Source organism: Pedobacter sp. BG31 (genome assembly GCF_042464845.1).
GTDB lineage: Bacteria > Bacteroidota > Bacteroidia > Sphingobacteriales > Sphingobacteriaceae > Pedobacter > Pedobacter suwonensis.
The window spans coordinates 124,764-140,664 of record NZ_JBHNZK010000012.1 but is presented as its reverse complement, the minus strand read 5'-3'; the positions used below and the strand labels follow the sequence as shown (position 1 = coordinate 140,664).

The following is a 15,901-nucleotide window of genomic DNA, read 5'->3' as shown; positions in this document are numbered from 1 at the left end:
CAGCTGAATTTCTTCTTTTAAATGCGAATTTACAGGCATTACAATAGTACGCCTGCTCATTATATCAAAACCAAACGACTCGAAAAGGCTGCGGAATTGCTTATTTCAAACTAAAGAATTAAAGACATTGCTTATAATAACGGCTTTAACGACCTGGCTAATTTTACCAAAAGCTTTTGCGATAAGTATCAATGTCCACCAAGCGAGTTTCGTTCGAGGTAGAGGAATTGTATATCTGCCGATAGCCAAGGGTAGTATGAGTTAAGGGCAAAGCATCCTTAAACCATATCCTTAAAACTAAAAGTAACCTTTTAGTGTTACCTATCATAAAGTAAATCAATCCTTTAAGCTTGGATATTTCAGATGGATATATGGGTTGATACTTTGCCAGATAAGTTACATAGCCACAGGATAAATATGAATACCAGAAGAAACTTTCTACAAAAAATGGGTGCATCAGCATTGATGTTGCAATTAAGTTCCATATCAGCATTTGCTGATGCTCCCGAAGAAATCAAGCAACCTTATGATGGTAGGGTACTCCGGGTAGCCATTATGGGTTTGGGTGGATATGGTACCCGGGTAGCAGAGGCGATGAAAGCCTGTACCAAGGCTAAACTGGTAGGTGTAATTAGTGGTACGCCTTCAAAAATTAAAGATTGGCAAGCCAAGTACAACATTCCGGAAAAGAATTGTTATCACTACCAGAACTTAGATGAGGTGAAAAATAATCCGGATATAGATGCCATTTATGTAACTACGCCAAATGCCCTGCACCATGGTCAGGTTATTCGTATAGCAAAAGCCGGAAAACACGCGATATGCGAAAAGCCGATGGCATTAAATGCCAAAGAAGGTCAAGAGATGGTTAATGCCTGTAAAAAGGCAAACGTGAAGTTACTGGTTGGTTATCGAATGCATTTTGAGTCCCGTACGCTGGAAGTGATCCAAATGAGAAACGCGGGCGACTTTGGAAAGATCATGTTTTTCCAGGGGCAATGTGGCTTTAAAATAGGCGACCCCACGCAGTGGCGATTAAATAAAGCGCTGGCAGGCGGCGGATCCATGATGGATATTGGGATTTATGCGATTAATGGGGCAAGGTATATGGTTGGCGAAGAGCCGATTTGGGTAACAGCCCAGGAAACCAAAACCGATCCGGTAAAGTTTAAAGAAGGTGTAGATGAAACGATTCAATTTCAGCTGGGTTTTCCCGGCGGAGCAGTGGCGTCCTGCTTATCCAGTTATAACATCAACCACCTGGACAGATTTTTTATGAGTGGCGATAAGGGATTTGCAGAAATGCAACCTTCTACCGGTTATGGTCCAATCAAAGGCAGAACCCATCGGGGCGAACTTACGCAGCCGATAACCACGCATCAAACGGTACAGATGGATGAGATGGCAAGCATTATTTTTGAGGATAAGAGACCGGTAGTTCCTGCAGATGGAGAGGAAGGCTTAAAAGACCTTCAAATTATTGATGCCATTTATGAAGCCGTAAAAACAGGGAAAAAGATCAGGTTAACGGTTTAAGCAACGGCTTTAAATGGGTAATGGAGTTCATTGATGATTTTGCCAGTAATAGACATGATAAGCGCTAAGACTGGTTTTTAAATTAACTATACATCATAAAAAAAGCGGTCCGAGCCGCTTTTTTTATTTCTGAACAATGATATGGTATTTAGCTTTGGTACTTGTTGAGCTATCAAACCAGATGGTATATATTTTTCCGGCTTGTAACTCTGAACCTGCTATGGTTGTGGTTTCCAGTGAACCAGACATGTTAACGTTTAAGCTGGTATTGGCATCAATCGTTTGATAAGCTGAAGCTGCTTTAAAAGCTAAAGCCGAAAGAATACTGGTACCGGTAGATGTTGTCACATTAATGGTACTGCTTAACATCGGCGCCACATTGATAAAACGAACTTTCGCTTTGCCACTCACGGTATTATCATCATTGGTATAGGTATTAATGGCCATTGTACCATCAGCTTGTTTTACTAAAAAAGCAGTTTGCGAAGAATTTTCACTTGCATTTACATTTGCAGATGCGGTTACTGTTGCTGACCCCGAGTTTTTAAAGGCAATGGTTTTACTGCCTGTCGTGGTAGAGATGTCCGTTGCAGTATTGGAATAGGCTATAGCCGATGCACTTACCTTAACATCATTAATATAAGCATCCTGCGCAGCAGATCCTTCTACAGAATTCACGAAAGATATTCTGGCGTTAGCACTCAGATCGTTGTTGTTATCTTTCTTGCAGGATGAAATCGAAAGCACCACCGTTGCGGCTACCGCAAAACGTGTGATCAAAGATTTAGTTTTAAGTTTCATGACATTCAATTTTTTATTGCACCATCCCAAAAAAATGCCAACGCCCGGATTTTAATGGTTAAAAAACTGTTTTTCAACGTTTTATATTTATTTTTCTATTATTTTAAGAAAATACTTTTGTCAAAAAAATGTATATAAAACAGTTCATTTGTAACACATTTGGTACATCATGCAGCGAAAAAAATCTTTACAAAAATACTTTGCCGATTGGGTATTTTCAAATGACGCATATCAGGATTTGTACCTGAACAAATAGCATAAACGCCTCCGGATTATTTTCAAATCCAGAGGCGTTGAATTCATCTGCTAATGAGTATCCGTTTTGGTTTTGTAGGCTTACCAGCCATAGTTTTGTACCAGGTTAGGATCTTTGTCAATTTCTGCCTGTGGTATGGGCATAAGGTAGTGCTTATCTGCAAAAACGCGGTTTTGTAAAACAACAGTCTTATAAAATACAGCTACTCCCGCTGCTTCGCTTGATACATCCAGCCCTGTACTGCTGAGTTCAGCTGCCGAAGGACGTGCATTTAGTCCCAGCGCTGGTACATTATCAACCGTTTTGGCGATCAGCCATCGTCTTACATCCCAGAACCGGTGGCTTTCAAATGCCAGTTCCACCCTTCGCTCATTTTGGATACGGTTTCGCATACCCGCTTTAGTATTGTCAGCTGCCAGGATCGGTAAGTTTGGCATGGCCACCCGGTTCCGAACCAGATTGAGGTATTGATAAACGGATGGGTCTGGCGCATCCAGGTATTCATTCATGGCTTCTGCATAATTCAGGTAAATTTCAGCCAGGCGGAAAAGCGGGAAATTTCGCGTTCCGGTACCTGAATTCGCATTTCTGTCGTAACTAGGCGATAAAAACTTCCGTACATTATAACCCCATGGGTTAGTACCCGGTTTACCAGTAGCCCAACCATCGGTTATTCCGTTGCCCGCACCATACCAGGCCAGTCGTACCGGGCGTTTGGTTGCATCGAACCTCCATACGTCGTACTGGAAAAATATACTGGCATAGAACCGCGGGTCGCGATCTTTATACATGTTCGATATATTATTTACCGTTTGAAATTTCAAGCCATCCCATAACTGTCCGTTCCAGACGCCGCTTGTAGTATAGCCAGAACCGGTTTGGTTTATCGGGTAACCATTTTTCATCTCATAAGCGTCAACAAATTGCTGTAAGGGCGTTAGTTTCCCGTTTCCTTTAAAGGGAGCGCCGTTTGGCAGATAGTTACCATCAATATCTGTTGAGTTGCCAAGGATCCGCTGCAGAATAGTCTCGGTGTAATCACGGGTATAAAATTGTGCAGCATAATTCTGAACAGGGTTATCAGGGAAAGGACTGTACAATTTGTAAATACCCAGGTCAATAACTGCTTTCGCGGCGTCAGCAGCTCTTTTCCACTTCTCTTTATCATAGCTGCGGTTAAAAAGAACTTTACCATCTTTATTTTGCACATTGGCGTAAAGAGGGTTACCATTAAATAGTGGACTTGCGGCATATAACAGGGTGCGGGCTCTTAATGCCAGCGCTGCGCCCCTGGTAATGCGGCCGGTTTGTGCGGCTTCCTGCACAAGGGGTAGCACATTCGCAATTTCGTCACATTCTGAGGTAATGAAATTAACTACCTCATCCACCGAATTGCGTGATACCTGCGTATCTTCCAGGTTTTGAGGATCCACATCATTAGCACTCGTAATCAGCGGAACGGCTCCGTAGCGTTTAAAAAGTTCAAAGTAAAACTGGGCGCGAAGAAAACGTGCCTCGGCTTTATAACGGGGTTTCCAGATCGCATAATAACTTTCCCGGTCGAGCGGTACCGGAACAGCATCTATGCGCTTGATAAATATGTTTGCCCTGCGGATATCCTGATATTTCCCCGACCAGTTTCCGTATGGATTATCATTGGTACTCCAGGCGCCAAGATTATATTTGTAAGCATCTACCGCCTCTCCATTGTCGAACCAATGATGGTAAGTTTCGTCAGTTGCAGCCGTTAGAGGAGAGGTTAACTCATTGGGGAGGGCATTGTACAGGCGCGCCAGGGCCTGCTCTGTCAGGTTGATGTTGTTATAAACATCATTCTCACTTGAATATTCTGCAGGAACAACATCCAGATATTTTTTACAGGATGTGCTACTGATCAATAGTGCTGCCAACAGCAGCTTGGTTATATTTTTCATGGGGTTACATTGAAGCATTTATTCCTAAGTTGATTACACGCATTTGAGGGTAGTCTCCAAAGCCATTGGTGCGCTCCGGATCGAAAATCTTCATCTCAGACCAGGTAAAAATATTTGATCCGGTGGCAAAAGCCCTGATATTGGTCAGACCGATTTTTTTAACCCAGTTTTTAGGAAGCGTGTAACCCACCTCCACATTTTTAAGCCGCACATAGTTAGATGATCTTAGCCAAAATGTTGAATTCTGATTGTTGTTTACATTATTAGATGATGATAATCTTGGCCATTTGGCATTTGGATCAGGATTCTGCGTTGTCCAGCGGTTATCCATATAGTCTGCCAATACTGAGCTGTTATTTGAGAAAGCCCATGCAGAAGTGCCAGTTAGCCAAACTTTTCCCCCGCCGGAACCCTGAAAAAGAACATTAAGGTCAAAGTTTTTGTAAGTATAGGATAGGGTTAAACCCAGAATCGATTTAGGGGTGGTTACCTGACCAAGGTAACCTTCGTCCTGACTGTTAATCACACCATCCCCGTTACGGTCAAGATATTTGATATCACCAGGACGCACGGCACCGAATTGCTGAGTCGGGCTTGCAGCAATATCTGCCGCATCCTTAAACAGGCCAATTGCAGTTAAGCCATAAGCTTCATTAATCTGTGTGCCTTTCAATCCGCGGTAAGGCAATGCATATACTGGTTCAGCAGCATACTGTATGCGGTTTGTGGCATACGAATAAGAACCCCGGAGCATCAGGTTATGATTACCAAAACGTTTGCGGAAGGTAAGTTCTCCTTCAAAACCCTTGTTATCAACAATACCTGCATTTATGGCCGGTAGATTTTGAACACCTGTTACATTTGGAATGATGGCTGCTGTGGTCAGGATCTGTGAGCGCCTTTCGGTAAAAACGTCACCCGTAAAAGCGATCTGCCCTTTAAATAGTTCGAAATCCAAGCCAATATTGGTTTTCTTTGACTGTTCCCAGGTTAAGAATGAATTTCCAGTGGCACTTTCCTGGGCACCTGAATAACCATCTCCATCGGCTGCCAGGCCAAATCGGTAGCCGCTTCCGTTTCCGGTTTGCCAGGTGCTTAAATAGGCAAAACGGCCAACACTGTTATCTACGCCAACAATACCATAAGAACCTCTTAATTTTAACAGGCTCACCAGCTTAGAATCTTTCAGGAAGTTTTCATTAGATAGGATCCAACCAGCAGATGCGGCAGGGAAAAAGCCCATACGCCGTCCCTTCATAAAGTTCTCAGAACCGTTATAACCGGCATCGAATTCCAGTACATAACGCCTGTCAAATGAATAATTGATCCTGCCTACCAGGCCCAGCTGTTTGTAAGGCAGCGCGGCAATGGCGCCATCAGCAGTGGCGGTGGCCAGAAAACTCTGTGACTGGTTATAACGCAGCATACCCGAAACAACATGTTTTTGGGCAAACGTCCGGTCGTAGTTCAGATAACTTTCAAAGGTCGATTTGCGGCTGCCATTGGCCGCAATATTAAAGCCGAGCAAACCATCGCCAGTGGTCAGTTCTTCGTAACGTCCTTTGCTTAGGTCCGTTTCATTTTCGTTAGTGATAAAACGATAGGTAGAATAATTCCGTTGGCGGGTAATGTTCCTAAAGTTCTGAGCATCGTAAGCAAACCGTGTTCTAAAGCTCAATCCTTCAGTAACAAAAGGCAGTTTTAATGTAAATCCGATAATGGAACTTAATGTATTTTCGAAAAAACGCCCGTATCCGAATTGCGTTAAACGGCCGTAAGGGTTGGCCGGAGAGTCTTTTTGTCCGGATACTGAACCATTAGGGTTTTTTAAAGGATAGATGTATGCAGGTGTATTGCGTATCTCAGACCAGAATGCGCCTGCGGTTTCAGTTGGATAGTTTCTATCGCGGACAATGTCTGAAAGATTCAGCTCAAGCTTCAGTGTAGGCAAAAGATCAATATCAATATTGCTCCTGAAGTTATACTTGTTCATCACCGCATTGATATTGTAAGCATTCAAATCGTCATATTTGTATAACCCATCCTGTTTCAGGTAAGCCATCGATACAAAATACCTGGCTGTTGAGGATCCGCCGTTAACATTTAGATTGGCCTGGCTCATCATTGATGAAGGTTTAATCAATTCTTCTGTCCAGTTAACATTTGGATAGAGGTACTGATAAGTAGGATTACTGCGGTCGCGGAATTTATTGAGGTATGCATCCGTGTAAAGGTTGGCATTGAGCCCATCATTATTCAGTGCTTCCCTGAATAAGCTGAGTGCATCGAATGAATCGAGGTATTCTGGCATATTGAAAGGGCGCTGTTGTGAAGTCTGTGCGGTGAGTGAGATTAGCGGTTTCCCCGTCTTCCCTCTTTTTGTAGTTACCAGCACAACGCCATTAGCGCCTTTCATCCCATAAACAGCCGTAGCCGCTGCATCTTTCAAAACGCTCACGGTTTCTACATCATTAGCATCAATACCATCAATGCTGTTCTCTATACCATCAACCAGTACCAACGGGCTTTTGCCCTGATAAGTGCCAAATCCACGGATGTAAAGTGCTGACCCATCGGCTCCGGGTTCGCCGCTGCTTTGTATAGTTAACAGTCCCGGTAAACGCCCTGCAAGACTGTTGGTTAAACTGGCGGTTGGCGTTCGTAATAGTTCCTTTGAGGTAACCGAAGTAAGGGCGCCGGTAACATTGTTCTTCTGTTGTGTACCATAGCCCACTACTACCACATCTTCTAACATGGCCTGGTTCTGGCGTAGCCTGACCGCAATAAATTCCCTCGATCCAACTGCCACCTCCTGCTTTATAAAACCTACCATACTGAATATCAGGGTTGCATCTTCCGGAACTTTGATCATGTAGCCGCCATTAACGTCGGTTACTACACCATAACCGTTGCGGCCTTTTACGCTGACCACTACACCGGGCAAACCAACTCCGCTGGTGTCGGTTACACTTCCGCGGACCTCAATATCTTTCAACATGGTGTTTGCTGAAAACATCGCGGGATCGTTTTTTTTCCCGCTATCAGACCTGGCATTTGCGTAGGCTGAGGAACAAAGGAATAAAATGAAAATAATAAACAGCTTAGCCAGACTAATGGTCCTGGCAGCAGTTCCTGCTTTGTTGTAATGTAAAAGTTTTCTCATAACTGGTTTAAAAGGATTTGCTTAATTAAATGATCTGAATTAGCATGGTTCATGCGATCATACTCCTGTACAGTAGAAGCATTTTTGGGGTTTGTAAATCGTTTATCTAAATAGCGGGTTAATAAAAAAAGTTATAGGCAGGCCATCTTGCCATGTTTAATGGCACAGTGCTAATTGCTCGTTAATTGGCTTATTGTTCGTTAATAGGGCAGGGAAGGTTAATCCCGGTACTAATGGCGGTTCCAAAATCAGGTGATCCATCTGCTTTCCAGCTAAGCTGTTGCATTCTTGTGGTTCTGGCCTGACCCGGGTTATTTGGTGTGCTGCGGGCGTGGTAGATAAACCAATTTTCAGATTTCACCACACCGTTCTGATCGGTGAAGCTACTGGTAAAAAAACCGTTGTGTCCGGGGCCATAAACTGAATTTTTATCGCTCTTCACAAATACCTGTTTTTTGTTGATCCAGTTTTCTGCTATTACAGGGTCGCTGCCGGTCTTCAACTGAATCTGTGCTAAACAGTAATTATCACTACTGTAACGGCTGGCAGAGAAGATAATAAATACGGGGCTGTTGGCATCGCGTTGCAGCATAATCGGCCCTTCGTTTACACCTGCACCAAGAAAAGTGGGCTCCCATTTTTCCCAGTCATTTGTTGGTGATGATATCTTGATTCGTGGCCCGCTGATCGTCCAGGGGTTCGACATGGGGGCGAGGTAAATATATTGTTTATATTTTTCGGTAGGATTTTCCCAGCCTGACCACACGAAATAGTTTTTATTGCCTATGGTAGCAACAGAACCATCTATCGCCCATTGATCATTTCCTGAATCGGCGATTTTGCCTTTAAAATTCCACATTCCCTGGGTTGGGTCTGCGTTTTCATTTTCCAATACAAACATGCGGTTACTGTCATCTACCCCCTTTTGTGCCGCGGCAACATAGATATACCATTTTCCCGCTAAGAAATGCAGTTCCGGGGCCCAAAGGTCAGCTGAGTGATCGGTATTTTCAGGTGGTGTCCAAACCGTTGTTTCAATGGCATTGGCCAGTTGCGACATCGCTTTCGTTTTGGCTATGGCCACGCGGTTACCTTTGGTAGACAGAAAATAATAGTTTCCATCTTTTTGGGCAACAAAAGGATCGGCATGATCGCCATTTACCAATGGGTTTTGGAAGTATTTTACAAGGGCACCTTGTTCGGTGTTGATCGTCGTATCTCCCTGAGAACTTTTCTGACAGGCTGTGGATAATAGGGGAAGTCCCGCAGTCATCAAAATAAGAAATTTGTTCCTCATAAAGCTTGGAATAGTTGGTTATTTGGTTGACCAAAAGTAGCGATCGAAAAACGGTATCATTCCGATCCAGAGGCTGATCTACTTCAAATCAAGATTGTGTAATTTTTAAATGCCTGTAAAACAGAATTTTGTGTTTGTGTTGTCGCTTGAAAATCAAAACTTTTTTCAGCCCGTTTCAGGTAACAGAATGCTGTCATTTTAATTTTAAACCCTAATATTGTAATGCCATATCAGCATAGATCAGAATTTGCTGTATGTTTATGTAACAGGCTGGCCGCCATCCGAAATATTAATGATAAAGAAAATTTTTGTAACAATCATATTGCTGGTCCATGTTCTGGCAGTTAGTGCGCAAACATCGAAAGTGGACAGTTTATGGAAATTACTGAGAAGGGAACTCTCCGCAGAAAATAATTATATCCGGCAGAAAGAACAAAAAATTGAAAGGTTGCGTACGCAGCTCGCAACTGTTCCTGCTAAGGATTATCTTGATCGTTACAAATTATTGTCAGGATTGTTCAATGAGTACAGTTCTTTTCGTTTTGATTCTGCAATTACCAACGGTAATAAATTGATTGACCTTTCAAAAAAGTTAAGTGATAAGCATTACCTCATTCAAAGCCAGATGGGACTGGCTACGGTTTTGGTGAAGTCGGGCTTTTACAAGGAGGCTTTCGAAACAATTGCAGAGATCGACACGGCTGGCCTCCCGGGCAGGTTACGTTACGACTACCTTAATTTACGTGGTATGCTTTTCGATGAAATCGGCGCTTACGACAATGACGCATATTATGCTGTGGGCTACCGCAAAGCCGCCCAGGCAGCATTCAAAAAGGCGGGGACTTTGATCAATCCTGGTGAACTTGAAAAAACCATTAGCCTTGCTTTTCTGCCCCCGGCTGAGCAGGATAAAAAACCAGACGCAGCGTTTTATTACCGATATCTACTTACTCATGGTTTATCAGAGCATCAGATTGCCATAGTCGCTACCAGAATTAGCCATGCCTACACAGGTGATGATAAGCTGATGTTGCTTACCCTTGCGGCAATCAACGATATCCGGTCAGCTACTAAAGAAACGTTTGCCATATTTTTACTGGGACAGGAGCTTTTTAAAATGAACCGGAATGATGATGCTTATATCTGTATGCAGGAGGCGCTCGGCAATGCTGCTTTTTATGGAACCAGAAACAGGGCGGCACAAATCGAATCGGTATTGCCCTTAATCGCAAGCCGACTGATAGAAGAAAAGCAGCATGAGAAGGAAATGCTCTGGATTGGAATTGTGATTTTCGTGTTGGTGGCGGTGGTTTTGCTGTTCCAGTTGGTACTTTTCCGGAAACAGGTGATTCATATCAAAAAAAACGATCTGATCATTACGGAAAAGAATACAGAACTTGAAGACGTGAACAGCAAACTCTGGGAATCGTCCCGGATCAAGGAAGAACTCATTGGCCTGTTTTTTAAAACCTGCTCATCTTATATCGAAACGCTTGATAAAGTTAAACGCAAAGCTCAGCACAATATTAAATTAGGGAAATATCAGGATGCAACCCAGGTGCTGGGAAATGTTCATATACAGAAAGAGAAATATCAATTGTTTAATACACTGGATAGGGTTTTTTTAACCCTTTTCCCCAACTTTGTTTCCTCGTTTAATGCACTTTTAAGGCCTGATGAGCAGATTGAGCTAAAAGAGGGTGAAATGCTCACTGCCTCACTTCGTATTTTTGCATTGATCCGCCTGGGAGTTAGCGATACGGAAACCATTGCACGTATATTGGATTATACCGTAAATACCGTTTATACCTATAAGGCCCGTATGAAAGCAAAAGCTTTGGTTGCTCCGGAACAGTTTGAGCAAAAGATAATGGAAATTAAATTTACAGATGACCGCTAATGATATAATAAACTGCAAATACATTTTCCAACATAGATTCACAATGGCGGGATATCAACTTATATTTCCTGTGTTTACAGTACAAATGAGCTACTCTATATAAGCTTCTTAGTTACTTGCCAACTTATTTATTTTCCTGCTTAAGCATTAATTTGCGAGTTGGTTCTTGTAATGAATCAATTGTGCGCTCAGTTTATTGATGGATGCTTTTACGTGTCCGAAGCAGAATATTATATTTGCCACACCTACCTTATTAAGCGCAAATTGTTCTATTTCTAAAAGGTCTTCAATAATATCTTCTCTACCCAGGTAGCCAAATGAAGTCTTCATTTTATGTACGAGAAACGCAATTTTATCCCAGTTTTGTAATGCAATTGCATCCTCTATTTCCTCCATTAGCTTTGGTATATGCGAATTGAAAAGATCAATTGTGGTAATGATAAACTTCGTATTGCTTCCTGAAATTTTTTCAAGATAGGAAAGGTTTAATGGTTTATCGACATTGTTTGAATCACACATATCCGAAGCTGATCTTAGGGTTAAATATTCTCATTCTGTACTATTTATATTTTGAATTAAATATATACGATGTAGGGTGAATCTGTTATAGTAAGATGTGTAACTTATCTGAAACAATGTAACAAAAAGATTGTTTAAAAAGCTTAATATGCTTTCGAATGATAAATATCCTGATAGTAGACGACCATTTTAATAATGTTAAGATCCTGGCAACTGCGCTAAAACGAGACGATATTGTATGCTACGTTACTACATCTCCAAAACAAGGTTTGCAAATGTGTATCGATCATTCTATTGATATTGCATTGATAGATGTGAATATGCCAGAACTATCGGGGTATGAACTACTCGAGTCTATAAAGAATAACCCATTAACACGCGGGGTAATGGTGATTTTGATTACAGGTTACTCCATGGATACCAACGATGTGGTGAAGGGTTTAACGCTTGGGGCTGTTGATTATCTCTTTAAGCCTCTTGATTTACATGTCACCGTGGCAAAAGTAGATTCCATTACCAAGCTAATCCTTCAACAGCGGGAAATCAATAATAAAAATCATCAGCTGGAACAGTATAAGAAAGAACTGTTGGAGATGGTTTCTATTGCAGAAAAGAGTAAACTGGCAAAAGAAAACTTCCTGGCCAATATGAGCCACGAAATACGGACACCATTAAACGCTATTTTGGGGCTGATACACATTTTGGAAACCACCAGGTTAGATGCTGACCAAGCTAAACTTTTGGGAATGTTGACTTATTCCTCTAAGCTTCTGCTTCAGTTAGTGAACGACATTTTGGATATATCAAAAATTGATGCCGGGAAAGTGAAACTGAATAAAGTAGAAACCGATTTGAGCAGACTGGTTAATGATATATGTGAGCTGACCCGGCCCCTGGCAGAAAGCAAAAATCTTGTTTTATCATGTTCTGTTGATAAAAACATACCAGAAGTTGTGATGGCAGATACCTTAAGGCTCAACCAGATTTTAATTAACCTGGTCAATAATGCGATTAAATTTACTGAATACGGTGGTGTAAATGTGAAGGTTACCATCTCCGAAGTCAGAGAATCGCAGATATTATTGAACTTTTCTGTTTCTGACACCGGAATAGGTATTCCTAATGAATTAATTGGTCAGATCTTTAACCGGTATGAGCGGCTGGAATGCCCCATGGCTGATAAATTCGGCTCTACTGGTTTAGGCTTGCCAATTGTTAAAAAACTGGTTGAACTTAAAGGAGGCACCCTGAATGTGGAAAGCAGCGTTGGAGTGGGTACAACTTTTACCTTTACGAACTGGTACAAAGTGAATAACAAAGTTGAAGTAGCTAAATTAGCTGAAAGTAAAGAGCGGTTTTTAAAATCTTTCAGCAATATTTCCTTGTTACTTGCTGATGATGACGAAATTAACCGGTTCGTGACTAAACAGATATTATCAGAATGGAATATCCAGGTTGATGAGGCTGAAAATGGACTGGATGCTTATATTAAAGCTAAATCAAAACAGTATGACGTGATACTGATGGATATCAATATGCCCGTGATGAACGGTGTAGAGACTACACGAAAAATCAGAAACGAATTATCTGAACACAATAAGTATATCCCTGTTATGGCATTCTCTGCATTTATCAAGGATGAAGACAAGATAGCTGGGGACCATGTTGGGATAGATGCCTATATCCAGAAGCCGATCGAACCAGAAACCTTATATTCACAACTGTATAAGCTGCTAAATAAGGATCACTTATAGCATTTTAATAAATTTATAGCCAATATATTCCATCTCCTGCTCAATTGGGTTGTCAAGCTTCTGTCCTTAGTCTTGTTCGAATTGATTGAGCCTTAAGATTTAATTTCAGTTTAATACCCAGCTTTAATAAGCGTTGATCTTGAAAGCTTTTTACGATATGTTATGTCGGAGAAAGTGCTATTATAAATTTGACTTTGTGACCAATGCTTCGGATGTGTAGATATTCAGATTAATCAGCAATCCTTGAATCACTTTTTGCCATGTGACGAATATTTTGGCCCATCTACTCTTAGCGTCTCGCGGTGGTAAAAGCCAATTAAATTATAAATAGATCTAAACAAAAAAGCCCATCTTTCGATGAGCTTTTAATTAGTAGCGGGGAGCAGGATCGAACTGCCGACCTCAGGGTTATGAATCCTGCGCTCTAACCATCTGAGCTACCCCGCCGGGCTTCATATTTACCGATAAATGTAAATATTGATGTGGTTATTTTTAAGAGTTGCAAATATAGGATAAATATACATTCAATTAAAAATAAATGTGAAAAATACTTTAAGAGATTGGTATTCAATAAAATTGATTGCTTTTTGAGGGTTTTAATGTTCACTTTGGCGCTGATAGGAAGCTAGTTTTTACAATATAATACTGTGTCGCGTATATGTTTATTGCTGTCAGCTTAAAAATTTCTCGTGCTTAAGAATGGTGTATCTAAATGTTATAAATGGTTTCAGTGATTGTGAGTCTTTGAAATGACCAAGCCAACTTCTGCTTAACCCACCCTGTGCCAGTTATTGACCTATTGTTTACCTTTTAGGTAAGCAATAGGTAAGCAATAGGTAAACGATAGGTAAAGAATAGGTAACCAATAGGTAAGCAAAGGGTAACCAATAGGTAACGAAAGGGTAAACATGGGGTTAACCTGTCTCGAACAACAGGTAAAGAATGGGTAAATTCCCACTAAAGCCAAATAACCTGTCCTATACTGGAATAAGTTTACAGTAAAAAGTCTTATTACTGATTTGTGTTTACTATCGAATTTGTTTTTACTGTGTTGGGTTTACAATGTTATGTTTTCTTCCTGATACTTGTTTACATGGGTTTGATTTATTTTATTTTGATTTACTTTTTGCCCATTGTGTGTATTTTCTGGTGTTAGGTAGTTGCAACTTGCATGTAGCCTTAGGTTATTATATTTATAGATTGCATGGTCTATTGCTGCACTGGCTTGGCTATGTGACTTAAAGGTTTGGAAGAGATCAAATTCTGTTTTAAGTATTCCATTAACCCGCTCAGCGATGGCATTATCATAAGGGCTACCCGTCTGGGTCATACTGATTCTGATTTCCTTTTTTTTGAGTTGTCCAACATAATCATCACAACAATACTGCGTTCCCCTGTCAGAATGGTGTATCAATTTGCTTTCTGGATATAGTCTGGACAGTACCGCCTTATCAAGTGCTTTTAGGCAACCCGAAGCTTTCAGGTTTGTGGATAGGTAATGGCCAACTATCTTTCTTGAGTATGCATCTGTAATTAGGGACAGATAGGTAAAACCGCTCATCGTAGTGATGTAGGTAATATCGCTCACCCATATTTCTTCCGGCCGTTCCGCATGCCTGCGCTGCACCAGATCTGGATGTATCCGGTATCTGTGAAATGAATTGGTTGTTACCGCATACCGTTTTCCAGTCTTTATTAGCATACCATTTTCACGGACAAGTTCAAATACAGCATCTCTGCCCATAGCTATCCCTAAGGTCTGTAAGAACCCATTATTGAGTTCTTTATAAAGCTTAATGCAACCTGTTTTTGGCAGATCATTTCTGATCTCTTTTATTCTTTGAAGTACGATGTGTTCCTGAAAGGACTGAAGTTCTGATCTTTTAACATGGTTGTACCAGGCCTGTCTGGTATAGCCAAATACCCGGCAGAGATTATCAATACTGTAATATCGGCGTGTTCCGCGTAGTTCCGCCATCACTTGGTAGCAGCTTTTTTTTAAGATCAGTGTTATACTCATGGTTGGCCATCGCAATAACTTTTTCAAGTGCGGCAATCTTCAGCTCTGCAAGCGCTAATTTTTTCTCAAGTGCTCGTTGATCTGCGGAACTGTTGGCGCATAGTTCCTGCTCAGGTGGGTGTTGATCCATAGTGGCGATCTGGTTTTCTTTGTACCAATTTACGAAACGATATACGGATTTTTCGGCAAGTCCATATTTTTTCTCAATTTGCGATTGGCTGAACGATCCATCCAGATATTCTAATGCAACCTGGATTCGGAAACTATCAGAATGGATAGATTCACGACCACCCTTACCTTTAAGTGCTTTTGCTCTTATCATAATGTTTTTTCCTTTTGAAAAACTTTCTATGTAAACTTTTTTTAGGAAGGGACAACCCGTTTAAACAATTAATCCATTTCATAACTTTATTCGATCCCTTAACAGCCTACGGCAATCCCCGCATTTCTTAACCATGTAAGCAATACAAGCACATACAAGTGCAATCGAAAAATACATCTTTGATATGGAAAAAGTTTTATGTACCAGCGTATAATGCGGGCTATTGATGTTCTTTTTGCATTGCAATTGGTCACACACCAACGAATGTCAATAACCAAGCTACCAATGACCAATAAACCAAATGACCAATGAACCAATGACCAATGAACTAATGACCAATCCCCAATAAACCAATGAACTGATAACCATTCAACCAATGGCAAATGAGCCAATGCATCA

10 protein-coding genes and 1 tRNA gene are annotated in these 15,901 nt (G+C 41.2%); 3 read left to right on the top strand and 8 right to left on the bottom strand.

The window, feature by feature from the left end; translation table 11 throughout:
* The first annotated feature begins 417 nt into the window (after positions 1-417).
* Positions 418-1,536 carry a Gfo/Idh/MocA family protein gene (locus ACFE6N_RS15325; RefSeq protein WP_378937821.1) on the top strand — a complete coding sequence of 373 codons (1,119 nt, stop codon included), beginning with the start codon at positions 418-420 and terminating at the stop codon, positions 1,534-1,536.
* 123 nt (positions 1,537-1,659) lie between these two features.
* Here ACFE6N_RS15325 and ACFE6N_RS15320 read toward each other — a convergent pair whose 3' ends face one another.
* From ACFE6N_RS15320 to ACFE6N_RS15305, 4 genes are all read right to left on the bottom strand, one after another.
* On the bottom strand, positions 1,660-2,337 hold the full coding sequence (locus tag ACFE6N_RS15320; RefSeq protein WP_378937819.1) for a DUF4397 domain-containing protein: 678 nt from the start codon (positions 2,335-2,337) through the stop codon (positions 1,660-1,662).
* Between the two features lie 336 nt (positions 2,338-2,673).
* Positions 2,674-4,527 carry a RagB/SusD family nutrient uptake outer membrane protein gene (locus ACFE6N_RS15315; RefSeq protein ID WP_378937816.1) on the bottom strand — a complete coding sequence of 618 codons (1,854 nt, stop codon included), beginning with the start codon at positions 4,525-4,527 and terminating at the stop codon, positions 2,674-2,676.
* A 4-nt stretch (positions 4,528-4,531) separates the two neighbouring features.
* Positions 4,532-7,690 (bottom strand): SusC/RagA family TonB-linked outer membrane protein, encoded by a 3,159-nt coding sequence (locus ACFE6N_RS15310; RefSeq protein WP_378937814.1) that lies wholly within the window; start codon positions 7,688-7,690, stop codon positions 4,532-4,534.
* A 190-nt stretch (positions 7,691-7,880) separates the two neighbouring features.
* Positions 7,881-8,987 (bottom strand): family 43 glycosylhydrolase, encoded by a 1,107-nt coding sequence (locus ACFE6N_RS15305; protein WP_378937812.1) that lies wholly within the window; start codon positions 8,985-8,987, stop codon positions 7,881-7,883.
* Between the two features lie 292 nt (positions 8,988-9,279).
* Between ACFE6N_RS15305 and ACFE6N_RS15300 the strand changes: the two genes are divergently transcribed.
* Complete coding sequence (locus ACFE6N_RS15300) at positions 9,280-10,887, top strand: DUF6377 domain-containing protein (RefSeq protein ID WP_378937809.1); 1,608 nt, start codon at positions 9,280-9,282, stop codon at positions 10,885-10,887.
* A 147-nt stretch (positions 10,888-11,034) separates the two neighbouring features.
* Here ACFE6N_RS15300 and ACFE6N_RS15295 read toward each other — a convergent pair whose 3' ends face one another.
* Positions 11,035-11,406, bottom strand: coding sequence for an Hpt domain-containing protein (locus ACFE6N_RS15295; RefSeq protein WP_378937807.1), 372 nt, complete (start codon positions 11,404-11,406; stop codon positions 11,035-11,037).
* 158 nt (positions 11,407-11,564) lie between these two features.
* On the opposite strand from ACFE6N_RS15295, the gene ACFE6N_RS15290 reads away from it, so the two are divergent.
* A complete protein-coding gene (locus ACFE6N_RS15290) occupies positions 11,565-13,160 on the top strand; it encodes a response regulator (RefSeq protein WP_378937805.1) in 1,596 nt (531 codons plus the stop codon).
* A 373-nt stretch (positions 13,161-13,533) separates the two neighbouring features.
* Here ACFE6N_RS15290 and ACFE6N_RS15285 read toward each other — a convergent pair.
* The 3 genes from ACFE6N_RS15285 to ACFE6N_RS15275 all read right to left on the bottom strand — a co-directional run bounded on the left by ACFE6N_RS15285 (position 13,534) and on the right by ACFE6N_RS15275 (position 15,502).
* Positions 13,534-13,607: transfer RNA gene (locus ACFE6N_RS15285), tRNA-Met, on the bottom strand.
* A 610-nt stretch (positions 13,608-14,217) separates the two neighbouring features.
* Positions 14,218-15,138, bottom strand: coding sequence for an IS3 family transposase (locus ACFE6N_RS15280; RefSeq protein WP_378937803.1), 921 nt, complete (start codon positions 15,136-15,138; stop codon positions 14,218-14,220).
* Positions 15,098-15,502 carry a helix-turn-helix domain-containing protein gene (locus ACFE6N_RS15275; protein ID WP_378937801.1) on the bottom strand — a complete coding sequence of 135 codons (405 nt, stop codon included), beginning with the start codon at positions 15,500-15,502 and terminating at the stop codon, positions 15,098-15,100. Before ACFE6N_RS15275 ends, ACFE6N_RS15280 begins: the two co-directional genes overlap by 41 nt.
* Positions 15,503-15,901: the final 399 nt, after the last annotated feature.

Coding starts and splice junctions, on each gene's coding strand:
- ACFE6N_RS15275 (WP_378937801.1), bottom strand. CDS start 15,502: ATGATAAGAGCAAAAGCACTTAAAGGTAAGGGTGGTCGTGAATCTATC.
- ACFE6N_RS15290 (WP_378937805.1), top strand. CDS start 11,565: ATGATAAATATCCTGATAGTAGACGACCATTTTAATAATGTTAAGATC.
- ACFE6N_RS15310 (WP_378937814.1), bottom strand. CDS start 7,690: ATGAGAAAACTTTTACATTACAACAAAGCAGGAACTGCTGCCAGGACC.
- ACFE6N_RS15315 (WP_378937816.1), bottom strand. CDS start 4,527: ATGAAAAATATAACCAAGCTGCTGTTGGCAGCACTATTGATCAGTAGC.
- ACFE6N_RS15325 (WP_378937821.1), top strand. CDS start 418: ATGAATACCAGAAGAAACTTTCTACAAAAAATGGGTGCATCAGCATTG.
- ACFE6N_RS15305 (WP_378937812.1), bottom strand. CDS start 8,987: ATGAGGAACAAATTTCTTATTTTGATGACTGCGGGACTTCCCCTATTA.
- ACFE6N_RS15295 (WP_378937807.1), bottom strand. CDS start 11,406: ATGTGTGATTCAAACAATGTCGATAAACCATTAAACCTTTCCTATCTT.
- ACFE6N_RS15280 (WP_378937803.1), bottom strand. CDS start 15,138: ATGGCGGAACTACGCGGAACACGCCGATATTACAGTATTGATAATCTC.
- ACFE6N_RS15300 (WP_378937809.1), top strand. CDS start 9,280: ATGATAAAGAAAATTTTTGTAACAATCATATTGCTGGTCCATGTTCTG.
- ACFE6N_RS15320 (WP_378937819.1), bottom strand. CDS start 2,337: ATGAAACTTAAAACTAAATCTTTGATCACACGTTTTGCGGTAGCCGCA.